Genomic DNA, 22,349 nt, shown 5'->3' on the forward strand with positions numbered 1-22,349 from the left:
TCTTTGCAAACCGCCGATTGTACATGGCTGCGGGCCGGGTTTCAGCGCTATTTTCACAGCAACACGGCTACCACGGCCACGCCTTACAGCGAAGCCGGACAATATGTTTCGCGGGGTGCCTGAATGAATTGACCCGGTAAATCAGACCGACTCATCGGGCACTTTACCGTCAGATCTGCTCGTCGATCAGAATGCTCACCGGCTTGGACCAGTCGGCCCGAGGCAATTTCTTGATCTCGCCCTGCCAGTCTCCGGGCGCCGGGCGGGCATTGCCGCCGACGGCTAGGCGGGCAACAACCTGCACCTGGTCTACCGTTTTCAGACTGCGCCCGGGCATCATCGCACGGGACTCATCCAGCACCACCCGTGCGGGCAGATCCGCCGCAGTGAGGCGAACAATCGCCAGCGGCATCGGACTTTCCGCAGTACGCGCATAAATAAACACCGGCGTGTCCGGGGTGTACGTTACAGATTCTGACAATGACACTGACACCGCAATGGCGTTTTCGGCAGAGGCCCCCGAGTCACTGATGGCCGACGGCTTCTCTACCGTACTGCCAGACCCACTGCTGCCAGCCTGTGCCATTGCTGCTTCTGCTCGCTGCACACCAGCGGCCAGAGCCTGAGCCGCGCCAGACCCCGGGGCCATCTGCGCCAACGCCTGCTGCCAATGGGTTTTCGCTGCGGCATAGTTCTTTTGCTCGAAGGCCGCAATCCCTGCCAGACCGAGCGCGGTTGTATTGTTCGGCTGGGTGGACAGAACCTGATCCACTTCGCGAATCACCTCCGCACTCATCTGTGACCCGTTGGCAAAAAACAGCGCCTGAGCAAGCTCAGCACGGATGTTGGCCGCTTGGGGTTCGTGGGCCACGATATAACGGTACTGTGACACCGCGCCCTGGACATCATTACTTACCAGCAACCGCTGCGCCAAAACGTACCGGCTGTTGAGGTCCTCAGGATGGCTGAGCGCACGCTCACGCAACTGCTGAGTAATCCGCGCTTCCGCTACCATATCCGTATCACCGGACTGACTGGCGGCCATATCCCGGTACAGAGAAAGGTCGTCGTGTGCCCCCCAGTAGACATACAGGCCGACGGCTGCAACGGGCACTACAAGCGCCAGCCCCAACAGCAGGCCGCGACCACCAGACTGGTGCTGCGACAGACGATAGGCCGCGCCCGACTCCTCAGCCAGCAACTTGCGGCCAAGCTCCGCTTTCAGGGATTCATATTGCGAAGTATCGATAGACCCACTGTCGTGCGCACTTTCGATCTCCGCCAGATGTTCCCGGTAGAGCACTGCTTGCGAATCCAGACTCTGGGCTACCGGTCTTGGCTGCTTGCGCAACAGTGGCCAGGCAATCACTGCCGCGAGGGGGAAAAGCAGCAGCGCCAGCACTATCCAAAGATCAATCATCGTTTTTACTACCGCTTTTCTGCCGGGTTACCGGGTTGGGTTCACCGGGTTGTTCTCTGCTGTCGAGCAACTGTGCCAGCCGCTGGGCTTCCTCCGCGCTCAGGGTCCCGTCGCCATCCCCTTGATCGCCACCGCGCCCGCTACGAGAGCGCGCCACAATCACAATCAGGGACAACATTCCGAGTGCGGCAAATACACCCGGCGCCACCCACAGCAACATCGTGTTGCGCTGCAGCGGGGGGCGATACAGAACGAAGTCGCCATAGCGGGCCACCATATACTCATTGATCTCTTTGTCGCTGAACCCCTCTTCCAACAGCCGGCGAACCTCGCGCCGCAGATCTGTCGCCACCATGGAGTCCGACCCGGCCAGATTCTGGTTCTGACACTTGGGGCAGCGCATCTCTTCGATTAAAACCTGGTAGCGCGCCTGCAGTTCGGGCGTGGACAGGGGCTCCACTTCTACCGACGCAAAGCTGGTAGACAAAGGTGCGACCATGGCGGTTAGCAGGGTCAGGATGGCAGCAAGTGGAGCTGCGAAGATTTTTTTCTGCACTGGCATTCTCCGGCGGAAATTCTGCCGATTATATCAGCGCCAGCGCCTACGAACACGCCCGGAAAGAAACCGTGCCGATACCGTGCGCACAAAACAGAATCCCGCTAGCGTTCCGTTAACCCATTGAATTGAAAAAAAATTTTCAAAAACCGTTGACGCCCCAAAAAATATCATTACTATACGCAGCTCCTGACGCGGGGTGGTTAGCTCAGTTGGTAGAGCGGCGCCCTTACAAGGCGTAGGTCACAGGTTCGACCCCTGTACCACCCACCACTTTCCTTTACATCTGCACGGCAGATCGCGCAAAGGAATGTCAGGAATGCGGACCGGTAGTTCAGTTGGTTAGAATGCCGGCCTGTCACGCCGGAGGTCGCGGGTTCGAGTCCCGTCCGGTCCGCCACATACAGAAAAGGCTCTCACGAAAGTGAGGGCCTTTTTTGTATGTGGTTGATCGGCGTGCGAGAACCCTCGTTCGATCAAATTGCGCAGCAATTTAAGACGCCGAAGGCGCCCGAAGGGTGAGCGGCGCAGCCGCGAATCAGTCCCGGCCGCACCGCACGCTACCTACACATCTCTCTATTTCAATTTTCCCTTTCGTTTCCACGAACCGAATTTACAGCGCATCCAAAAATTCCCGATGCTCGGTAGAAAACTCGAAGTTATTAAACTTGTCCCAGTTAATTGACCAGGTCATCAAACCACCGAGCCCGGTCCACCCTGTACTAGTATGTGGCGTGTAAGTAGTACACCCCTCGAGCTTCACCAGGCAATTCAGTGCGGCATGCACTTCACTGACGGAAGTAAACCCGCCACCGGCATTTACATTTGCCGGCAAGCCGATTAACACCTGATCCTGACGCAGCGGAGGGAAGAAATAATCGGGATTACCACCGACATTAAAGCCCGTTAATACCATGTCAGCCATGGCGATATGAAAATCCGCAACGCCCATGCTGTGATACTGATCGTCCAGCCCGATAATGGAACCGGAGTTGTAATGCTGCACTTGCAACCAGTTCAGCTGGTCGCGCATTGCATGAATGACTGGAAGGTAAGCGCCAGCACGGCGATCACAGCCGGAGCAGGAACCACCGTAAAAGCTGTAACCCAACTGCACGAAGAACGTCTCAGGTGCCATAGTAAGCATGAAGTCGTCACCATAATGGGACGTCAGAGCCTGCAGCGCCTCAATCAGATAAACGATCACCGGCGTTGTCGGATTGCGGAAATCCACATCCCCCGCATTCAACTCCAGCGAGTGCCCCTCGAAGTCCACATCCAATCCATCAAATCCGTAGCGATCGATAATCTCGATCATCGATGCGATAAAATTATCGCGGGCGGCAGCGCTTTCAAGACGAACCTGGCCATTGGCCCCACCGATACTGATAATAATTTTTTTACCGGCTGCCTGCTTGGCCTGAATACCGGTAATAAAATCCTGCTCATCAAACAGCGGGTCCAATACAAATCCAATTTCACCCGGCGCCGCCCCCGTGGGCTCCGCAAAGGAAACATTGATCGCATCAAATGCATCGGAGACTTCGGCAATGGGAATCACCCCAGAACCATTGTCGAAATTGTGCCAGTAACCGGAAATCAGCCGGGCACTATTGCCACCACTGGAACCACCCGACGAACTGCTGGACGAGCTGGAAGTCGATCCGCCGGACGAGGAGCTGGAGGACGAACTGGAAGATGTGCCACAACTGGCGACATAGGTCCATGCGTGATCCCAATAGGTCCCCTCCCCTGGCGCATACGCCCAGGCAGATTCAGATGAACACCAACCGGCAATATCGCATATGTATTCATCACCCAGGTTCTGCACCCGCTGACCTACCGCATAGCTGGTTCCCGCAACATACTGCACAGAGCTACAGCTACCACCGCCAGAGGAAGAACCCGAAGACGAACTGGATGATGAGCTGGACGAGGAGGAGCTGGATGAAGATGAACTCGATGATGACGAGCTCGACGAAGAACTCGAGGAGTTCCCGCCGTCACACTGGCCGATGATCGACCACTCCTGCCACTGGCCCGAGTTCTGTGCGGGATCTGCGCCCTGGCTCCACCAATTGGCCTGATACGCCGTCTCGATATGCTGCACCTGTGCTCCGCCGCTGTATGCATCACTGCTATTCCAGACTGCAAGACCAGAACAATCCACGGCATAAGTGGAGCCAGTGCCAACCAATCCGATGATACACAACAGCCAGCGTGTTGCGGTCGAAACCAATTTCGTTTTCATAAGTTCACCTTTATTTTTATTGAGTAATTTGTGGCCCGCCCATGCCGCAACCAGTAACACGGGGGACCACCATTCACGACGCGCCTCTAGCGCAGGGGGATAATCAGTGACTCACATTCCGCAACAGTAATATTGCGCCCACAGACAGGGATCTGGTCTGCGGGATCACCGTCGGACTGATCGACCGTCAGGCTATTCCCTAAAACATGGTTCACCGTATTGAGGTTGTAACCATTGTCCTGCTCCGCCATCCAGAAAAAGATTCCGGCCAGCCCATTGTCTTTGGCGTACTGCGCCTTCAAGGCCACCGTTCGCGGAGTTTCTACCGAGATAAATGCTCCGATTCCGTCGTTGTACAGGTAATCTGCATTGGACTCCTTGTCGGTGTACAGCCAGAACCCGTTACGTGGCTGCATGTTGCTGTCGAGGTAATTCTGGTAAAGGTCGTAACCCTCTATGACACCAGCCTCCCAAGAGCCGAGCCCGGCAATACCGAGAATCAAATCCGCCCCACTCCAGCTGGCATCACCGTAGCCCGTGTTTCCGGTAACCCCGTAAGTAAACTCGGAAATGTCGCCAGGGTTGGTCGCTTTCGACCGATGATAGTTGGCGCCGCCGATCATCAATTTATTTGCCGGTACACCAAGACTCTGAAGATAGGCAAGCGTCCAGTTAGCGGACGTCCCCGCCGAAGATCCCGTCGCCATCGGATTAATATAGAGAGGTGTGTGATGCGAGAGCTCCCGCTCCCAGGCACCGGTGAGGTCGTAGGTCATCGCGTACAGGCGATCCATATAGGGATGAACCTGAGACCAGTCGATTTTTTCAAGACGACCCAGCCCCGCAGGAATCGCGGAGGATAACCGGTATGGCTTACCGGTTTTTTCACTCAGCCAATCCATCCCTGCTCGCAGTTCGCGAATCAGTGTGGCGTAGTTTTCGCCATCGTCTTCCCGCGCCATTCCAACCACAGCACCATCACTTCCGGGATACTCCCAGTCGATGTCCACACCATCAAAGTCATAGCGTTCGAGAAAATGCACAACGGAATCAACGAAAACTTTGCGCCTTTCCGGATCATGCGCCATCCACGGGAACCCTTCCGACAAGGTCCAGCCCCCAATGGAAAGGTCGAGCTTTAATTGCGGATTTTGTTCACGGAGCTGGTACAGAACACCGAACACACCCCCGACATTATCTTTATCGAGTGCGTACATACTCTCAGTACCCACCACGCCTTTCGGCGCGACACCCACGTCACGTACGAAGGCAGCTTCAAAATCCGCCACCGCCATGGCACCATCGGGAAGCGCACTCTGACTACAGGTTCGCATCACCGCGGCCGGAGCGGATGTGGGAAAACCCCCGTCCTGTTCATTCTTTGCATCGGGGTAACAGACTCCGGCAAAGCCATAGACAATGCGGTGCAAGTTGGCCGCCGGCAACTGCGTGAAATTGTACTGGCGGCCGTAAATTGCCCAGTCGCCAATATACGTAACGATTTCCGTTCCCGAGCTCAGGCTATAGGTGTTGTGCTGCAATGGAAGGTTTCCGGGTACCAGCTTGGTACCGCGGGCTCCGTTGTCCACATCCAGTCCGCCGTGATCACCACCATTATCTGACGCCGGATTGGCACCCCCCTGATAACCGGTAATCGGCGACTGGGTATCGGCAATCCGTGCGGGCGCAATTGCACCGGTGGGGTTGACCACCCCTGCACTCAGGTTTCCATCAACAGGCTGCGGCTCTCCGTAATCAATGTTATTGGGAATGGGTACTGGACAGAGGGCATCGTCGGGGTAGCCGGCCGCCTCCCACTGCCCCGGATATGCAGTGTTGTCCGGTGCGATGGAATGGGTATCCACCAACGCGCGATAGGCAACTCCCTGATAGGCTACCACCGTACCTTGCGTGTACAGAGTGCCGGTTTGCCACTCGACCGCACAAAAAAATTCATCCGGCACGCTGCCACCACCGCCACCACTGCTACTGCCACCACCGGAACAGGCCGCTTCGCTGCTACCGGTCCAGGCATTTTCCCAGGCCCAGCCGATGCCCGGCTCGTAAGCAGAATTACCGGAAGAACACCAACCGGCTACGGAACAGGCGTAGAAACCGCCCGCATTTGTCACAACATCTCCGGCTGTGTAGCTGCTGCCGGAAACATAGGCGGGGCAGCCACCGCCATTGCCCGAAGATCCTCCTGAGCCAGAACTGGAGCTACTGCTCCCACCGCCGGAGCTACTGCTGGAGCTGGAACTACTACTGGAGCTGGAGCTACCTGAGCCCGAACTGCTGGAACCGGGGGCATCACAGATACCGAGCACGGTCCAGGCGTGCTCCCAGGCCCAGCCACTGCCCGGAGCGTACGCCCCTCCCTGGCTACACCAGCCGCCAACATCGCAACGGTACGCATCGCCCGCGCTTTGCACCGTGGCACCGGTGGTATAACTGCCACCGTCGATAAATTCCGGCGCACTAGAACAATCGTACGCCGCCGCACTTGTCACAGCCCAAAGGCCGATCAATGCAGCGCCGGTTTTCAACATCCTTTTTATTGTTGTTGTTTTCATGTTTTCTTCTTCTCCTGATCGAAGAGTCGGTAATTGTCTGGCAGAAGATTCCGCCCGCTTGAATGGATCTGTACCGCAAGGAAAGAAAACGCTAGAGGAAAGAACCCCCCTCTTGTGAACGGGGGTTTAGAAAGGAAGCCACCACCGGCCTTTAGCCGACAGCGCTGTCAACTAGCGGGGATCAAGCTAGGGGGTAGTGACAACGCTGTCAAACAATTGGAAGGGTAAGGCGCCACTTAATACAAAGATTGCCAAGTAACCCCGCAAGCGGCATCTCACAGGACAGGATCAGGTCGCGCTAGACAGAAGCGCTCAGGGCGCTGATAAAGAGAACGAAAAGCCTTCTGGCACAAGGGTTTGTTTCAAGGAGGACCACTGGTCTCGCGGCAGCTGTACGGCAATCTGCACACGGTCACTGTACTCTACGACACCGCACAGGCCACGGTGCTGTGCGACCAGAAAGCGCACACGGGACTCTCCGGCAAAGTCACATGTAATCCGCACATCAATCAGCGGCACGTGGATTTCGAGTTCCGCCAACTGCAACGCCGCACCCACCGCACCCCGGTACGCTCGCATCAAACCACCGACACCCAGCTTGGTGCCGCCAAAGTAGCGCGTGACGATAGCCCCGACATTTCCCACTTCCTGCTTCAACAGCAGTTCCAGCATGGGTCTGCCGGCACTGCCTCCGGGCTCGCCGTCATCGTCACTTTGCATAACCTCAGGGTTCGCCGGGTTGCCAATCACCAGCGCAGTGCAGTGATGGGAAGCATCTGGATAGCGCCCCCGCATGGCTTCAAGCGCATGGGAAAAAGCCGCTTTATCGGTCACCGGTCCCAACCAGCAGATAAAGCGGCTCTTTTTTTCTTCTGTCTCAGCGACAACGGGCGAGCAGGGAATCTGATAACTCACCAGAAAATTCGTCCCAATCCTGATTCTGTAACCGCTGATACAGGGGCTGCAATTTGGTTTGCCAGACCTTGTCGTCTACCACACCGACATGCTTGCAACGTATGGTGCCACCCGCGTCTACCAGAAAGGTTTCCGGTGCACCAAACACACCCAGATCCAGAGACAGGCGACCCTCAACATCGGATACGGAGAAAACATAGGGGTTCTGGAATTTTTCCAGCCATTTCTGCGCCGCTTCGTTGTCGTCTTTCAGGTTGATGCCGACAATCGGCACCCCCTGCTCTGCCAGCTCATTCAGATAGGGGTGCTCCACCCGGCACGAGATACACCAGGTCGCCCAGACATTCAGCAATAATGGACGGCGGGGCAAGTCGGCTTTTTTCAGCTCGCGATTGGACTCCACATCCAGCAGCGCAAATTCCGGGACCGGCTTATTCACCAGAGCCGAAGGCATCTCTTGCGGGTCCAGTGACAGACCCCGCCAGAAAAGTGCGGCCAGCGCCGCAAAAACAATCAATGGAAGGAAGAGCTTGAGTCTCGCCATGTAATCCGCAAATCCATATATCGTTTATTGTTCGAAGACCAATCAGGCCCCGGCCAGGGAACCACCCGCAGCTTCTGTGCGGGTCGCACCGGCCCGCGCTGCGCGCACCTTGCGGTAACGCTTATCGGCAACAGCGATTGCTCCACCCAGCGCCATCAGTGCCGACCCCAACCAGATCCAGACAACAAATGCCTTGTATTGCAGGCGTACTGCCCAGTCGCCACCGAGATTGTCTTTGTCCATGGGGTCGCCCAACGCGACGTAGAGATCCCGGAACAGACTGGTGTCGATGGCAGCCTCGGTCATGATATTGCCACCGGAGAAATAGCTGCGTTTCTGCGGCAATAACTCAGCGACCTGACGACCATTCTCACGCACCAGCACCACACCTTCCGATGCCCGATAATTTGGTCCGCGAACCTGTCGCACGCCCTCAAAGATAAACTCGTAACCCGACATCACAGCGCTTTGCCCCGGCGACATGCGCAAGTCTTTTTCCACACTGTACACAGTGGTCAAGGCCACCCCCAGCACAGACACCGCCAGGCCGATGTGGCCGAGATGCATCCCGTAATAGCTCGCACGCTGGCGCTTAAGCCCTGCGACCAGGCTATCCGCATTGCGCGATTTGGACAGAATATCCGCGACACTCGCAGCGATCACCCAGAGGCCGGCAAATAACCCCAGTGCCGCCCCCCAGTGGAAATCACCCGCCAACAGCGTCAGTAGCGGCGCGCCTATCGCCGCCGCGAGTGCCGGCACACTCCAGGACTGCAGTAATCTTCTGGTCTTGCTGTCTTTCCAGTTGGCGTGAATGCCCATACCCAGAAGCACGCACAGTACCAACATCAAGGGCACAAAAAACATATTGAAGAACGGAGGTCCCACACTGATCTTGCCCCAATTCAAGGCGTCCGCCAGTAGTGGATACAAGGTGCCCGTCAACACCACCGCCATGATCAGAATCAATAGAATGTTGTTACCCAACAAGAAAGTCTCGCGGGAGCGGAAAGAAAATACACTGCCCGCACTCACCGTAGGGGCGCGCAAAGCGAACAACAACAGGGAAGCTCCGACGACCACCGCCAGAAAAGCGAGAATAAACCCACCCCGCAGCGGATCCGTGGCGAACGCATGTACTGAGGTCAACACACCGGAGCGCACCAGAAAGGTTCCCAACAGGCTAAGGCTGAACGCGAAAATGGAAAGCAAAATGGTCCAGCTACGAAAGAGGCCGCGTTTTTCGGTTACCGCCAGTGAATGCAGCAGCGCAGTGCCGACAAGCCATGGCATAAACGATGCGTTTTCCACCGGATCCCAGAACCACCAACCACCCCAGCCGAGTTCGTAGTAGGCCCACCAGCTACCCAGAGCGATCCCCAGGGTCAGAAACGCCCAGGCCACAGCGGTCCACGGCCGCGCCCAACGCGCCCAGGCGCTGTCCAGCCGCCCCTCCAGCAGAGCGGCAATAGCGAAGGCAAATGCCACCGCAAAGCCCACGTACCCCATATACAACAGTGGTGGGTGGATAATCATCCCCGGGTCCTGCAGCAGAGGGTTCAGGTCGCTGCCATCACTCGGCGGGAACGGCAGGAGGCGATCGAAAGGGTTTGAAGTCAGCAGAATAAACAGAAAAAAGCCGATCAACAGCATGCCCATAACGGACAGCACCCGCGCCACAAGCACTTCTGGCAGTTGCTTGCTGAAGACGGCAACTGCCGCTGTCCAGCCGGCCAACATCAACAGCCACAAGAGGATAGACCCCTCGTGCCCACCCCACACAGCCGTTACCTTGTACATCATGGGCAGAATACTGTTTGAGTTCTGCGCCACGTAGGCCACGGAAAAATCGCTGTTCACAAAGGCGACAGTGAGGCACACATAGGACAACGCGGTAAACGCGAGCACTCCCAGCGAAAGTGGGCGTGCGGTATTTACCCACAGAACACGCCCGGTATAGGTACCCAGCATTGGTACCAGTGACAGAGCGACAGACAGCAGCAGGCCGACAATCAGGGCAAAATGGCCCAGTTCAGGACTCATATCTTCGCATCTCCCTGGCAGCTCGCCTGGTTTACCATGGTCTCCGCCACTTCCGGCGGTGTATAGGATTCATCGTGTTTGGCAAGTACCTGGTCAGCACGGACATATCCACCCTGCTGAAGCTTACCGGTAACGACCGCAGCCTCCCCTTCGGCAAACAGGTCCGGCAAAATCTTATCAAACACGACTTCCAGCTCTGCCTCGCCATCGGTGATCGCAAAGCGCACATCAAGAGACGCCTCGTCTCGCACAATACTACCAGGCACGACGCAACCGCCGGCGCGGATACGTTTTTCAAAAGGCACTTCGCCTGCGGCAAAAGCACTGGGCGCATAGAAAAAGTCCATGTTTTCACGCATGGCGTAGGTGACAAACCCCACCGCGACACTCGAGAGCGCCACCAGTAGAACCACCAGTATCAGTCGCTGTTTACGGGCTGGGTGCATGGTAATCCTGTTCTCATTCGCAATTCGTTGTACATTTTGCCTGCCGCCACCAGCGGTCGGCGACGCGGACATAATCAGTCAGCCAGTTCCGGCGCGGTGTGTGTTGCGCGCGCCCCTTGCGCGGCTCGACGACGAGCCTCTTCCTGTCGCACCCGGCGGGCGATCTCGGCCCGCAACGCCTTTTGCCGCAGCGTCGGCACTAGCACCAGCGCCGCCATAGCCAGGAGCGCCACTCCGTAAGCAGCCCACACGTATGGTCCGTGGCCATTCATGGCCAAAAAGCCGGCCAGGCTGTCAAATTGGAATTCCATCATTCAGATCCTCGCTGGCCGCTCAACCTCTGGCTGCGGATGAAGTGCCCATCAATTCCCGCACCCATTGGGTGCGCCACTCCCGCTGCAAAATCAGTGCGCGGGTATGCAGGGTCAGTACCCAAGCATAAAACAGGTAGAAACCCGCAATCATGGTGATCAGCGGGTAGAACATACTCGGGTCGATGGTACTCGCCTCGGTCAACTTGAGGGTGGCGGGCTGATGCAGGGTGAACCACCAGTCCACCGACTTATAGATGATCGGGATATTGACGGTGCCAACCAGGGCCAACAGGGCGCTGGCCTTATCGCCGGACTGTTCGCGACTGAACGCACCGGACAGCGCCATTACGCCCAGGTACAAAAAAAACAGAATCAGCATGGAGGTGATACGGGCATCCCATACCCAGTAGGTACCCCAGGTAGGCTTGCCCCACACGGCGCCGGTAAACAGGGCAACAAAGGTGAGCACAGCGCCGATCGGAGCCGCAGCACGCATTACCACAAAGGACAGTTTCATCTTCCAGATCAGGCCGATGGCACCGGAAATGGCCATGATGTAATAACCCGCCAGGGCGAGAAAGGCCGCGGGCACATGGATATAAATGATGCGGTAACTGTTACCCTGCTTGGCATCTTCCGGAGCAAAACCCAGGCCCCAGACAATACCGACAGTGAGCAACAACAGTGCTGCCGCTCCGAGCCAGGGCAGCCAGGCGCTGGACTTTTGATAGAACCAGCGGGGCGAGCCCAATCGATGAAACCATTGCCAGGACAAATTACGTACTCCTATGCCCTTTTCTCAGCCCATACCCGTGCCGCTTATGGGAATGCAGGAAAAGGTCAGTTTTCGAGACTGATACGGATGGCACCCGCAGACGCCAGGGGTGCAAGCGCGGCCGCCGTGGCCAGAATGGCACCGAGGATCGCCAACTGGGGTCCAAAGCTGTAGCCGTCCAGTGCCGCCTGCACTGTTCCGGTGCCGAAGATTAACACGGGCACATACAGCGGCATAATAATCAACGCCAACAGCAGGCCCGGGCGCCGCAGGGCCACGGTCAAAGCCGCTCCCACCCCACCAATCAGGCTGAGACTGGCGGTGCCCAGTACAAGGGATACAAACAAAGGCCAATAGCCCGCCGCTCCCAAATTGAGCATCATTCCCAATAGCGGTGATAGCAGCGCCAGCGGTAGCCCGGTTACCAGCCAGTGCACTAGTACCTTCGCCAGAACCGGGAAGTACAGTGGCTGCGACTGCAGCGCCAGTTGCTCCAGGGAGCCATCCTCGTAGTCATTGCGAAACAGCGACTCCTGTGACAACAAGGTCGCCAGCAGCGCCATCACCCAGATCAGGCCGGGCGCCATACGGGCCAGCATCTCCGGTTCAGGCCCGATGCCCAGTGGCATCATGGCCAGCACGGTGACAAAAAACAGCAGCGGATTGACAATGTCGGCCCGTCGCCGAGCCGCGAGGATGAATTCTGTGCGAAGCAGAGTAAGGAAGCCCGGCAGCCTGGAAAAGCGGACCGCACGCCGGGCACCGCCCTGGCCTGGCACTGCCTGAGGATCCTGAGGGATTGGCGCAGAGGGCTCCCGTGCTGATGACACTGAGGGATCAACCATGCCGAACCTCGCGATCCACCGAGGAGGCAGCTAGCGGAAAGTCCCTGGCATCGTCCAATGTGCCACCCCACGGAGGTTGGAAATCCGCAAGATCGACCTGGGCCAGCGGCTGAATATGGACAGGTTGGTGAGAGGTCACCAGCAGGCTCCCCCCACTACTCAGGTGCGCCTCCATGCGGGCTTCCAGGCTTTGCACGCCCGCCACATCCAGCGCAGCCAGAGGCTCATCCAGCACCCACAGCGGTGCGGGATCAGGCAGGTACAGGCGCGCAAGTGCCACGCGGCGGTTCTGGCCAGCGGAAAGCTGCTGGCACAGCAGGTCTTCAAACCCAAACAGCCCGACCGCCTCCAGCGCTTCGCAGGCCTCCCGCTCGGAAGCACCGTACCAGGCCAGGTTTTCCAACGGTGTAAGACCACGTCGTACACCGGCGTTGTGCCCGATATACAGCAACTCTGCACGCATCGACCGCACCCCCCGGGGAAATGCCCTGCCGCGCCAGGAAATATCACCATGGAAATCTGAGACGCTACCGATAAGCGTGCGGATCAGAGTACTCTTGCCCGCGCCATTGGCACCCACCACCTGAATCGCAGTCCCAGGATTCAAGCAAAACGTCAGCCCAGCGAACAGCTGCCGCCCATCGCGCTCGCAGCACAACCCCTGTACCGACAGGAGCGGACTGCCTGCGGCAGTATTGGATTCTGGGGTGAAGGAGGACATTGAGCACCGGACTGATGAAAAACTGAGCGCGATTATACCGGTACTGGCGGGGTTTGCATGGTACCGTGTTGTGATTCGGGACCATTTTCCGGTCTCGGATCCCGATTCTCCCCCCAGACCAGCGTCGCCTCAACGCGGCTGCTTCCCGTGCTAAAACGCACCTCAGTGCACACAGTGTCCAGCAACGCCAGACCTCGGCCTGCGTAGATTGAGCCAGTTTCACGCACTGCGGGAAAGCCCTGACCACTGTCTTCCACCACCAGAGTCAGACGGCCACCATTCTCCCCCTCACGGCAGCACAGGGAGATACTGACCCAACCATCAGACAGACGGTTTCGTCGCTCTGCCATCAGGTCGTAATAGCGGACAAAACCATCATCGGTGCCCTTTATCGAGGAATCCAGTTCCAGCACACCGTGTTCCAGGGCATTGCGAAACAGCTCTCCCAGCGCAATGGCGAGATCCTCCTGAAAACGCGCCGCGCCGGGCATTTGTCCGAGCACACTCAAAAGATGGGGCAGTGGGTCTGACTCGCGCAGTTCAATCTCTGTCAGACGGAAATTGATTGACCAGTCACCAATTCGACCACCCTTGCGATCCCCGGTCGTTTCCAGTTCAGGACATCCACTGCGGCGCAGACCAGGGTCTGACAGGTCCAGCTCCACCAGCGACAGATCATCGTGCTGTTCCGCCGCATGCGCACTGACGGCCAGCAGTATCCGGTCGAACACCAGAGTGTCCGGGTCCAGTGCTGCCGACGTATCAGCTGTCTGCCGCAACAGGGCCAACAGCCGCGACTCTCCGAAATGTTCGCCCTTGCTGTTGCGCGCTTCATGAATCCCATCACTCCAAAGGAACAGTCGGTCGCCGGGCAACACCCGAATATTCACGATGGCGGAGCTTATCTGGTCGGATGACAGCACCCCGAGCGGTAAATGTCTGGACTCCAGCAACTTCAGTGCACCATCGGCCCGCTTGAGGCAAGGGCTCGGCATTCCCGCGTTCAGCAGGCGCAAATGTCGGCGTCGGGGGTCGTACTCCAGCATTGCCAGACAGCAAAACATTTGACGCGGCAATATGTCGTACAGTTTGCGATTGATCTCCCGGGCCACACGGGCAAAGGAAAAACCGCGCGGAATCATCGAATAGAAAATGGAAGTGAGGGGTACCGCTCCTACCGCGGCGGCGAGACCATGTCCCGCGAAGTCACCCAACATCAGCACCAGCTTGCCGTCCGGCGTATAGGTAGCGGCCAGTAAATCCCCGTTCAACACTGCACGGGGAGACAGGTGATAGCGAATGGCCGGAGTATCATCGAGACAACTTTCGTTTCCGAGGTTGCCAAAAATTTCCCGGGCGTTGGCCTGCTCCTGCAGGAAGTCCGCGTGATGGCGCCGAAGCCGGTCACGTTGCGCCATCAAGGATCGGCTGAACTCGCAAAAGCGCCGAATCGATGCCAGTTTTAGCTGTACCAGGCGTGGACTGTACGGCTTGGTAAGGATGTCATCGCACGCCGCGAGACTCAGCGTGTCGGCACCCATACCCCGCAGCTCTTGCACCGCAAGAATCGGCACCGGCTCCACCCCCATACACTGGCGCAATTGCCCTACCGCTTCACCGGACGTCGCCAGCGCCGCATTTGGGCCAAAGATCAGAAGATTGGGAATAAACTCATCATAGGCGCGCAGCGCCGCCTCGGCATCTGCGACGCACAGCATCGACGCCGGCAGCACACAGCCGGCAGAACTCCGGTACTCCCATTTGGCGATCAGTTGGCGCAATGCCTCCGTTTCCTGCTGGTCACTTTCAATGATGAGAATACGGAAGGCGGGCATGACAATAATGCGCTACTCAGCGAATGCTGAATATACGGTCAAAATTTGACACGGTGAGGATGTGGGCAACGTGCGCGTTTGCATTCATTAATTCCACGGTAGGCTGTTGGCGCTCGCGGCCAATTTCGACGCAATAGTCACGCAGAAGCAGCAGCATGCCCAGCGCCGCGCTATCCAGGTGATCCGTGGCTGCAAGGTCTACCAGAAATACCTTGGGGACCGGATTCGCATTGCGGTAGGCCCGCTGAAAGTCCCGGTGAATGTTGAAGTCGAAGTTACCGGTGACATGTATCACCAGCTCCTCGCCATCCTCGGAAACTTCCGAGCGCACGCGGCTCTCGAACCTTTCGGAAATCACCATTAGAACATCCTATATCCTGCTGCATCCTGACTGTTGCAGAACCTGAGCCTCCAATATACACCCCACTGCAAGGTGTGGAAACTGGCTGGGCTTGTCCCCCAGAAATGCGAAAGGGTGCCGATGGCACCCTTTGGCGATCACTGCTCACTTAATGCACAATGCATTGAGGCAGGAAAAATTTATATTCCGGGCTGATCCCGGTGCGAGGTTTTGGCCTGAGATTCCAATCCCGGTCAGAAGTCGTACTGGTAATCCATCAACTCCCGCCGCAAGCGCATCTCTTCCAACCGGTCTTCAACCAGCCGACGTGCGTCGCGAGGGCTCTCTGGGGTATAGAGCAGACTCTCTTCAAGAGAGGAATCAGTTCCATCAAAATCCATGTCATTTTCGATAACGTTGCCGCTCATAGAAAACTCCACAATCTCGATCTGCCAGGGCAGAAACTCTTTGTCTGTTTTTGTTGTGCAATCGCAGATTAGCCAGCTCCGGCTTTTCCGGTCAAGCAACTTTTTCGCTACGCAGTAAGGTTTTTCCTGGGGTTACACCTGTCACCTGGATAGCACCTTCAGCACCGGGGAGACTGATCCTCCCCCCCCACCTGCTGGCGCCAAAATAACGACAAATTGTTACCAATTTGCGAAATTTTTCCGCAGTTTTCCCGGTGTCTGAAAACGCCCCGAAAGAGAGCAAACCGGTAACCGATTTGAACCGAAGCGTTACCCTAGGTGACAGTGTGAAAGCGGAGTGAAATTTGATCCGAGATTTGCAGAAACGCCCAACGCGGCAGCGTATTCAGAAAGGTCGATAGAGTCGGGCGCCATGACAGATACGACATCAGCCGCTAGAATGGCCCCGCCCGGCCGACCACTCCCTGTGGCGCACAGGCTGGCGACCTACAAAACGCCCCCGTCGGTTAACAGGATAAACCACGGACCTCCTAAGTCCGCACTGCAGGTTCGAGTCCTGCCGGGGGCGCCAAATCTTGTGGTCAGTCTTTTTCGAATATTCCGATGACTGGCTTCTGACCTGCCACCCGACTCGCCCGATACATACCCTTGGTATTGAAGGTCAGCGCGATGTTGCCTTCCCCGTCCAGAACAATCACCCCGCCGGTACCGCCTACCGGTAACAGGATATCGTTGATCACCTCGCCCGCAGCCTGGGCCACGGACTTGCTTTGGTACTCTACCCGGCTACAGATATCTGCGGCGACGTTGTAGCGGATGAAGTATTCCCCGTGGCCGGTGGCGGAGACTGCGCAGGATTTGTTGTCGGCAAAGGTGCCGGCACCGATCACCGGGGAGTCGCCAATGCGGCCGTAGCGTTTGGCGGTCATACCACCGGTAGAGGTGCCTGCTGCGAGGTTGCCCTCATTATCCAGGGCGACTGCGCCTACGGTGCCCATGCGGAAAGGTTCCGGCAGAGCTTCGACCGCGGCCCGGTAATCCTTGTCCTGCTTGTTTTCCTTATCCAGCTTTTCTTTGACCCTTTCCAGCTGCTGGCGGCGCTGTTCGGTGTCGAAGGTTTTATTGTCGACCATGGGCACGCCGCGGCTCTTGGCAAAGTCCTCCGCACCCTGCCCGGCCAACATCACAAAGGGAGAATCTTCCATCACCATCCGCGCCAGGTTGATCGGGTTGGCAATATGCTTCACCCCGGCTACGGCGCCGGCCTGACGATCGCGGCCATCCATGATGGAGGCGTCCAGTTCGTGGGTGCCGTCGTAGGTGTAGACAGCACCCTTACCAGCGTTAAAGAGGGGAGAATCCTCAAGAATATTGATGGCGGCGACCACCGCATCCAGGCTGGACCCGCCCTGCTCCAACACCCCGTAACCGGCATTCACGGCTTCTTCGAGCTTGGTGCGGTAAGCACGCTCTTTTTCCGGAGTCATGGACGCCTTCTCGATGGTGCCGGCACCCCCGTGAATGGCGATAGCAAATGGGGGAGCATCAGACGTTTCCGCCGTGGCCACAGTCCCCATCAGGCAGGAGCTGACCAAAAAACACTTAGCGAGCTGCAGCATCATTCTGACCTCTAGCGGTTTTCCAAGCGGGCAAATAGGTTCAGCATTTCCTGCCAGGCACGCTCTGCCTGAGCCGGGTTATACGCCATGGAATCCGGCGGGCACCAGCCGTGCATGGCGCCATCGTAGACTTCCACGGTGGCATCCACGCCCGCGGCCTTGAAGGCGTTACGCAGTTCGTCTTTCGCTTCGGGCTGACGCTCGTCGTCGTTTTCAGCAATGGCTACCAGGAAATTGGCTTTGATTTCCGGGATCAGGCGATGCGGACTGTCGGCAGCATCCGTCACCAGGCCGCCACCGTGGAAGGAGGCCCCAGCGCCAAAGCGGTCCGGCATGGCGGCGGCCAGGCGGAAGGTGTAGGAGCCGGTCATGCAGTAACCGGCGGTGCCGGCTTTTTTCTGGGGATCCACCGACGGCTGCTGATCCAGCCAGGCAATGAACGCCTTGCCGTCAGTAACACAGGTCGCAGGAGAAAGCGTGCCGGCGAGCTCGCGGCCTTTGGGGAATACCTCTTTGCGCAACTCCGGACCGATGATTTTTGCATCATCCGGTACTAATTGGCCTTTCATGGTGCGGTAGTAGGGGTTTACCACCAGGACCGAATAACCGGACTGCGCCAGGCGCTTGCCCATTTCACGGAATGCCGGGCGCATACCGAAAATATCCGGCCACAGTATTACCGCCGGGTGACGGCCTTCTGTCGGGTGTACGAAATAGCAGTCAGCCTCACCATCCGGTGTGGGTACCATGACCTTGCGCTCGACAACCTTGGCTCCATTCTGTGCGGATACGGACCAAGGCAGCAAGGCCAACAGTCCGGCACCAATCCCAAGGCGCCCAAACCCTCGGCGGCTTACCCCTTTACCAGACCCATGCTGCAAAAAATAGGATTCGGCATCTTTGCTATTCAGCTCGTCACACATAACCCACTCCTTTTATTGAATGAGCATGACCCTACTGGAAAAGCCGAATTCAGTACAGATCCCTTCGGTAATGGCCATGATCAAGAAGTGAATCCACTTCCGCGTCCCCCAGCACTTGCCGCAGAGTGCGGTCCACGCCCGCGCCCATTCCCTCCCGATTCCCACATACATAAATGTCTGCACCGCGGGAAACGAAACCGTAAAGGTCCTGGGAATGGCGGGCGAGAAAATCCTGCACATATCCGGGTTCGCCGGACTCGCTCCGGGAGAAAACACGATCACAGCGGGAGAGCGTGCCCTGTGTCATCCAGGTATCAACTTCCTCCATCAGTGGGCGATCCGTTTTGGCACAACGCTCACCAAACACCATCCAGACGGGCCCGGCACTGCCCGGAGAAGCGGCCTGAGCGCTCCGCTCCGCTATTTGCGCGCGCAGGCCGGCGAGGCCGCTGCCGGCACCAATCAACAATAAGGGACGACTGTGGTCCGGGGTGTGGCAACGGCTGTTTTCCCGCAAGCGACCGGCAAACAGCTCTCCGACCTCACAGAATTCAGTCAGCCAACCGGACCCCAGCCCCAGATTTCCCTGGCCATCGGACTGCTGTCGCACGATCAGCTTGAGCACTTTTTCAGAGTGGCTGGAAGCCACCGAGTACTCGCGCACCGGTAGCCGTGGAAACTCGGAGAAATCACCGCTCAGCAATTTTTCCCGATTGAAGCCACCACGCGGAAGCCAGCGCTCGCGCAACCATGCCTGCAAGGTCTGGCCGCGCTTACCAACAACTATCCACTCGTTGGCATCCAGCTGATGTTGTGCCAGCCACTCCGCAACCAATGCGCGGGGTTGGCGAGGCTGTAACTCAAAAATATCGCCGGCACGCCACTTTGGCCAGTCGCTGACCGCTCGCAGGGTAAGCTCGAAAAGTGGTTCGCCTGGGCTTCCGGAGTTCAACAGGGTACGCGCGGCCAGGCGCCACCAGACGCGCCGCTGCAGAGCCTCTTCCTTACCGGGGGAAACCGCCGCTGGCACCGGACGGAACCATTGGGGCATTGCACGGACAACACTGCTGGGATCCCCCAGCGCACTATCGACTTTATGCAAGGGCTCCAGAGCCTTGGCACCCAGCTGTGCCATACCATCAAACATACGTTGTCCGAAGGCACAAAAGCGCTCGTAAGTACTGTCCCCCAGAGCAATTACGGAATAGGAAAGATGTGAGAGGTCCAGTGCCCCCACGCCAGCGCCGCTACGACTGGGATTTGCCAAGAATTTCCTGGCAAATCGCTGACCGTTATCTGGCGCTTCACCCTCACCATAAGTCGCCACGACAAACAACGCCTTGCGCGCGACCCGCAGCGTCTCCGAAGAAACCTGGCTGAGAGGCAATAGGGTAACCGCTCGTGATGCCCCGAGGTGATCTGCACTCTGACGCGCCAGTGTTGCGGCAGTTCCACTCTGGCTCGCATAGGCGATAAGAACATGCCCCTCTACCGGGTCTTGCTGACGGTGGGCGCGGGGTATTGCCCGGCGGTGGCGCAGGTACAGGTACGCCACCCATAGAAGCCAGAGCAGCGTGCAGCCCAAGGCAAGAGCAATGCGCTGATTCTCGGTCACTGGTTGGCTCCGTGGCTTTGGCTTTACAGGGGCAGCACTTCAAAAGTTGCAGAGTAGGAACCACTGCGCACAGTCGCCGGCGCCCTGGCTTTATCATCCTCGTATTCCGCTTCCATAAAGTACTGGCCAGCGCTCGGCCAGGTCACATTGAAACGACCTTCCGCGTCAGCCTTGACCTTGATTTCGTTTTGCGAATCGCGGTACCGGGAACCGCCGGGAATCAATACGATTTCGACGCCTTTTGCCGGTTCGCCATCGATCAGCATCTCAAAGCTGGCTTCCTCACCGGCGTAGAGATCGTTGGGGTGAGTAACCGGCACCAGTTCCAGGCCAACCCCTTCAGGCTTCAAGACATCGTTGGTCGGCGCGCCCGCGGTCACAAAAGTTTCAACCCGACGGGAGCTTTGGGTCACACGGAGATCCTTGGCATCCTTTGGCACCGCGGTCTCAAACTCGGCATCGTTGGCTTGCTGGCCACGCCCTGGCCACATCTTGCGTTTGCCCTCTGCATCTTTCCAGAAAGCGCGCAAACCGGAAGATGCAAGGCCAATTTTATAAGTACCTTCTTCTTTCAGCTGCACGTCGAAGGTAGAGCGATATTTACCACGGGACGCATTTTCCAGGGCTACGGTTTTGCCGTTGGGTGCCGTTGCGGTGACGGCGTCAACGCCCATCGCCACGTGATCCGGAAAGAAAATGGTATTGGAAACGGCTGCATCGAAGGTGACATAGGGGTCATCGCCAGACAGCACGGTGCTGCTCGGTAGAATCCATACGCGGTGCGCCTCGGCCTGCATGGCAACACCAGCCGCCAACAGTCCAGCAACCAGTACACTTGCGAAATTCGATTTCATGGGTGTGTCCTTATCAGTATCGGTCATTTCAGATTCAGGTCAGATTTCGTCAGTCAGGGATGCCAGGATCAGGGCTGCAGTGCGATGCGCACCTGGCCCAGCTCTTCACTCCCTTTGACCGACAGCGGCAAGCTGGATTTTTCCAGTGGCCATGTCAGTGGAATTTCCACCAGCTCGCGACCACCAACTTCCCGAGCTGCCTCGACCCGCAGCCGGTATTTTCCCGGCGCCAGATCAGCCAGGTCACTGCCGTTGATGGATACTTCGAATGTATGCTCACCCGGACCGTAGGTAGCGGAAGTAATGCCATCTACCGGAACATCCAGAGAACGACCACCCCGACGCCACCACTGGCGCAGGTCTTTCAGCCATTTCTCGCCTTCGTTATTGCGCATTTCCACGTCGTACCACACGGCAATCTGGGTGGCACTGCGGGACTCGTCTTCCAGCCATACCGCCACATATGGCTTGTGGTATTCGGCCACGCTCAATCGTGGGATTTCGATACTTACCTGCAGGTTCTCCGCCTGGGCGCCCATTGTCAGAAAAAGAGCACCCATGGCGGCCATGCCCGGGAGACTTTTGAACAGCTTTCTTTCCATGCTTATTCCAGTTTAATAATCAGTGAATAAAAACAAGCGCGATGACCAGGGGAATCAGAACCCCCAGGGCAGTAATTGGCCAGGTAGAGACCCGCCGGGAGGACTGCTGCCATAACAGCCAAAACCCGGTAAGGCAAAACACGATGCAGGCGACTGCAAAGAGATCCAGATACCAACGCCAGGCCGTACCGGTGTCTCGCCCCTTATGTAAGTCGTTAAAGTACGCGATCCAGCCGCGGTCGGTACTTTCGTAGATAAACTCCCCACTCTCAGTGTCCAGAGAAAACCAGGCGTCGCCGCCAGGGCGCGGCAGGGCCAGATAGAATTCTCCACCGTCCCACTCCCCGCGGCGCGCGCGCGGGATATGTATCTGATACTCCGCGGCAAGCCACTTCTTCAACACACCCGGGAGAATCCGCTGCTCCCTTCCATCGCTGGCAAGGTTGCGTACCGCCTCGATCAGAGCATCTGGCACCTGCCCTTCATGGCTGACAATTTCTGGCGTCGACGGAATTTCAGCGGCGTGATTCAACGTGACCCCGGTGACGGCAAACAACAACATCCCCACAAGACAGACAGCAGAACTAATCCAGTGCCACTGTCGCACCGACCCAAGAGAAAAAGCCACGTTGGTTCCGCCCCCGAAACTACTTATTCTGTACCTGAAAGTTTTGCGCCACGCCAGAGGTTCTTCTGAGAAGCGCTGGTTATAGCGTTTGCGGCAATCTAG

General features: G+C 57.6%; 21 protein-coding genes and 3 tRNA genes. 3 read left to right on the plus strand and 21 right to left on the minus strand.

Annotated features, from left to right (window positions below; all coding sequences use genetic code 11):
* Window positions 1-169: 169 nt before the first annotated feature.
* Together ccmI and AU11_RS04635 are read right to left on the minus strand one after the other, a co-directional pair.
* A complete protein-coding gene (gene ccmI / locus AU11_RS04630; protein WP_043316826.1) occupies window positions 170-1,420 on the minus strand; it encodes a c-type cytochrome biogenesis protein CcmI in 1,251 nt (416 codons plus the stop codon).
* Window positions 1,413-1,976, minus strand: coding sequence for a cytochrome c-type biogenesis protein (locus AU11_RS04635; RefSeq protein WP_051687067.1), 564 nt, complete (start codon window positions 1,974-1,976; stop codon window positions 1,413-1,415). Before AU11_RS04635 ends, ccmI begins: the two co-directional genes overlap by 8 nt.
* A gap of 197 nt (window positions 1,977-2,173) precedes the next feature.
* Between AU11_RS04635 and AU11_RS04640 the strand changes: the two genes are divergently transcribed.
* Window positions 2,174-2,249, plus strand: a tRNA-Val gene (locus AU11_RS04640).
* A gap of 50 nt (window positions 2,250-2,299) precedes the next feature.
* A tRNA-Asp gene (locus AU11_RS04645) sits at window positions 2,300-2,376 on the plus strand.
* Window positions 2,377-2,589: 213 nt separating this feature from the next.
* On the opposite strand, the gene AU11_RS17995 is transcribed toward AU11_RS04645, so the two are convergent.
* From AU11_RS17995 to AU11_RS18450, 13 genes are all read right to left on the minus strand, one after another.
* On the minus strand, window positions 2,590-4,227 hold the full coding sequence (locus AU11_RS17995) for a chitinase (RefSeq protein WP_156035133.1): 1,638 nt from the start codon (window positions 4,225-4,227) through the stop codon (window positions 2,590-2,592).
* Window positions 4,228-4,313: 86 nt separating this feature from the next.
* Window positions 4,314-6,800 carry a glycosyl hydrolase family 18 protein gene (locus tag AU11_RS04655; RefSeq protein WP_197023760.1) on the minus strand — a complete coding sequence of 829 codons (2,487 nt, stop codon included), beginning with the start codon at window positions 6,798-6,800 and terminating at the stop codon, window positions 4,314-4,316.
* Between the two features lie 312 nt (window positions 6,801-7,112).
* Window positions 7,113-7,715: a YigZ family protein gene (locus AU11_RS04660; protein ID WP_043316827.1), complete on the minus strand. Its 603-nt coding sequence runs from the start codon at window positions 7,713-7,715 to the stop codon at window positions 7,113-7,115.
* A complete protein-coding gene (locus AU11_RS04665) occupies window positions 7,678-8,259 on the minus strand; it encodes a DsbE family thiol:disulfide interchange protein (RefSeq protein WP_043316829.1) in 582 nt (193 codons plus the stop codon). Before AU11_RS04665 ends, AU11_RS04660 begins: the two co-directional genes overlap by 38 nt.
* Window positions 8,260-8,301: 42 nt before the next feature.
* Window positions 8,302-10,302 (minus strand): heme lyase CcmF/NrfE family subunit, encoded by a 2,001-nt coding sequence (locus tag AU11_RS04670; protein WP_043316831.1) that lies wholly within the window; start codon window positions 10,300-10,302, stop codon window positions 8,302-8,304.
* On the minus strand, window positions 10,299-10,748 hold the full coding sequence (locus tag AU11_RS04675; protein ID WP_043318170.1) for a cytochrome c maturation protein CcmE: 450 nt from the start codon (window positions 10,746-10,748) through the stop codon (window positions 10,299-10,301). Before AU11_RS04675 ends, AU11_RS04670 begins: the two co-directional genes overlap by 4 nt.
* Before the next feature lie 74 nt (window positions 10,749-10,822).
* Window positions 10,823-11,062, minus strand: coding sequence for a heme exporter protein CcmD (ccmD, locus tag AU11_RS04680; RefSeq protein WP_231491541.1), 240 nt, complete (start codon window positions 11,060-11,062; stop codon window positions 10,823-10,825).
* 19 nt (window positions 11,063-11,081) lie between these two features.
* Window positions 11,082-11,837 carry a heme ABC transporter permease gene (locus AU11_RS04685; RefSeq protein ID WP_043316832.1) on the minus strand — a complete coding sequence of 252 codons (756 nt, stop codon included), beginning with the start codon at window positions 11,835-11,837 and terminating at the stop codon, window positions 11,082-11,084.
* 65 nt (window positions 11,838-11,902) lie between these two features.
* Window positions 11,903-12,682, minus strand: a complete 780-nt coding sequence (gene ccmB, locus AU11_RS04690) for a heme exporter protein CcmB (RefSeq protein WP_081847932.1) — start codon at window positions 12,680-12,682, stop codon at window positions 11,903-11,905.
* Window positions 12,675-13,403 carry a cytochrome c biogenesis heme-transporting ATPase CcmA gene (ccmA, locus tag AU11_RS04695; protein WP_081847933.1) on the minus strand — a complete coding sequence of 243 codons (729 nt, stop codon included), beginning with the start codon at window positions 13,401-13,403 and terminating at the stop codon, window positions 12,675-12,677. Before ccmA ends, ccmB begins: the two co-directional genes overlap by 8 nt.
* Window positions 13,404-13,435: 32 nt before the next feature.
* Complete coding sequence (locus tag AU11_RS04700; protein ID WP_051686956.1) at window positions 13,436-15,238, minus strand: ATP-binding SpoIIE family protein phosphatase; 1,803 nt, start codon at window positions 15,236-15,238, stop codon at window positions 13,436-13,438.
* Between the two features lie 16 nt (window positions 15,239-15,254).
* Window positions 15,255-15,599, minus strand: coding sequence for an STAS domain-containing protein (locus tag AU11_RS04705; protein ID WP_043316834.1), 345 nt, complete (start codon window positions 15,597-15,599; stop codon window positions 15,255-15,257).
* Window positions 15,600-15,832: 233 nt separating this feature from the next.
* Window positions 15,833-16,006, minus strand: coding sequence for a PA3496 family putative envelope integrity protein (locus AU11_RS18450; RefSeq protein WP_197023761.1), 174 nt, complete (start codon window positions 16,004-16,006; stop codon window positions 15,833-15,835).
* Window positions 16,007-16,501: 495 nt separating this feature from the next.
* On the opposite strand from AU11_RS18450, the gene AU11_RS04715 reads away from it, so the two are divergent.
* Window positions 16,502-16,577, plus strand: a tRNA-Arg gene (locus tag AU11_RS04715).
* Window positions 16,578-16,587: 10 nt separating this feature from the next.
* Here the strand turns inward: AU11_RS04715 and AU11_RS04720 are convergent.
* From AU11_RS04720 to AU11_RS04745, 6 genes are all read right to left on the minus strand, one after another.
* Window positions 16,588-17,628 (minus strand): isoaspartyl peptidase/L-asparaginase family protein, encoded by a 1,041-nt coding sequence (locus AU11_RS04720; protein ID WP_043316839.1) that lies wholly within the window; start codon window positions 17,626-17,628, stop codon window positions 16,588-16,590.
* An 8-nt stretch (window positions 17,629-17,636) separates the two neighbouring features.
* A complete protein-coding gene (locus AU11_RS04725) occupies window positions 17,637-18,548 on the minus strand; it encodes a dienelactone hydrolase family protein (protein WP_043316841.1) in 912 nt (303 codons plus the stop codon).
* A gap of 49 nt (window positions 18,549-18,597) precedes the next feature.
* On the minus strand, window positions 18,598-20,163 hold the full coding sequence (locus tag AU11_RS04730; RefSeq protein WP_051686957.1) for an NADPH cytochrome P450 oxidoreductase family protein: 1,566 nt from the start codon (window positions 20,161-20,163) through the stop codon (window positions 18,598-18,600).
* A gap of 23 nt (window positions 20,164-20,186) precedes the next feature.
* The gene (locus AU11_RS04735) at window positions 20,187-21,017 is read right to left on the minus strand and encodes a DUF4198 domain-containing protein (RefSeq protein ID WP_043318183.1); all 831 of its coding nucleotides are present in this window, start codon (window positions 21,015-21,017) and stop codon (window positions 20,187-20,189) included.
* 68 nt (window positions 21,018-21,085) lie between these two features.
* The gene (locus AU11_RS04740) at window positions 21,086-21,619 is read right to left on the minus strand and encodes a DUF2271 domain-containing protein (RefSeq protein WP_081847934.1); all 534 of its coding nucleotides are present in this window, start codon (window positions 21,617-21,619) and stop codon (window positions 21,086-21,088) included.
* Window positions 21,620-21,638: 19 nt separating this feature from the next.
* On the minus strand, window positions 21,639-22,247 hold the full coding sequence (locus AU11_RS04745) for a PepSY-associated TM helix domain-containing protein (RefSeq protein ID WP_043316842.1): 609 nt from the start codon (window positions 22,245-22,247) through the stop codon (window positions 21,639-21,641).
* Window positions 22,248-22,349: the final 102 nt, after the last annotated feature.

This window comes from Microbulbifer sp. HZ11 (assembly GCF_000708675.1).
GTDB lineage: Bacteria > Pseudomonadota > Gammaproteobacteria > Pseudomonadales > Cellvibrionaceae > Microbulbifer.

Bases quoted from the DNA above. Each gene is read 5' to 3' on its own strand.
- AU11_RS04675 (WP_043318170.1), bottom strand. From the start codon at position 10,748: ATGCACCCAGCCCGTAAACAGCGACTGATACTGGTGGTTCTACTGGTG.
- AU11_RS04725 (WP_043316841.1), bottom strand. From the start codon at position 18,548: ATGTGTGACGAGCTGAATAGCAAAGATGCCGAATCCTATTTTTTGCAG.
- AU11_RS04735 (WP_043318183.1), bottom strand. From the start codon at position 21,017: ATGAAATCGAATTTCGCAAGTGTACTGGTTGCTGGACTGTTGGCGGCT.
- AU11_RS04670 (WP_043316831.1), bottom strand. From the start codon at position 10,302: ATGAGTCCTGAACTGGGCCATTTTGCCCTGATTGTCGGCCTGCTGCTG.
- AU11_RS04665 (WP_043316829.1), bottom strand. From the start codon at position 8,259: ATGGCGAGACTCAAGCTCTTCCTTCCATTGATTGTTTTTGCGGCGCTG.
- AU11_RS04720 (WP_043316839.1), bottom strand. From the start codon at position 17,628: ATGATGCTGCAGCTCGCTAAGTGTTTTTTGGTCAGCTCCTGCCTGATG.
- AU11_RS04700 (WP_051686956.1), bottom strand. From the start codon at position 15,238: ATGCCCGCCTTCCGTATTCTCATCATTGAAAGTGACCAGCAGGAAACG.
- AU11_RS17995 (WP_156035133.1), bottom strand. From the start codon at position 4,227: ATGAAAACGAAATTGGTTTCGACCGCAACACGCTGGCTGTTGTGTATC.
- AU11_RS04655 (WP_197023760.1), bottom strand. From the start codon at position 6,800: ATGAAAACAACAACAATAAAAAGGATGTTGAAAACCGGCGCTGCATTG.
- AU11_RS04740 (WP_081847934.1), bottom strand. From the start codon at position 21,619: ATGGAAAGAAAGCTGTTCAAAAGTCTCCCGGGCATGGCCGCCATGGGT.
- ccmD (WP_231491541.1), bottom strand. From the start codon at position 11,062: ATGATGGAATTCCAATTTGACAGCCTGGCCGGCTTTTTGGCCATGAAT.
- AU11_RS04705 (WP_043316834.1), bottom strand. From the start codon at position 15,599: ATGGTGATTTCCGAAAGGTTCGAGAGCCGCGTGCGCTCGGAAGTTTCC.
- ccmA (WP_081847933.1), bottom strand. From the start codon at position 13,403: ATGTCCTCCTTCACCCCAGAATCCAATACTGCCGCAGGCAGTCCGCTC.
- AU11_RS18450 (WP_197023761.1), bottom strand. From the start codon at position 16,006: ATGAGCGGCAACGTTATCGAAAATGACATGGATTTTGATGGAACTGAT.
- ccmB (WP_081847932.1), bottom strand. From the start codon at position 12,682: ATGGTTGATCCCTCAGTGTCATCAGCACGGGAGCCCTCTGCGCCAATC.
- ccmI (WP_043316826.1), bottom strand. From the start codon at position 1,420: ATGATTGATCTTTGGATAGTGCTGGCGCTGCTGCTTTTCCCCCTCGCG.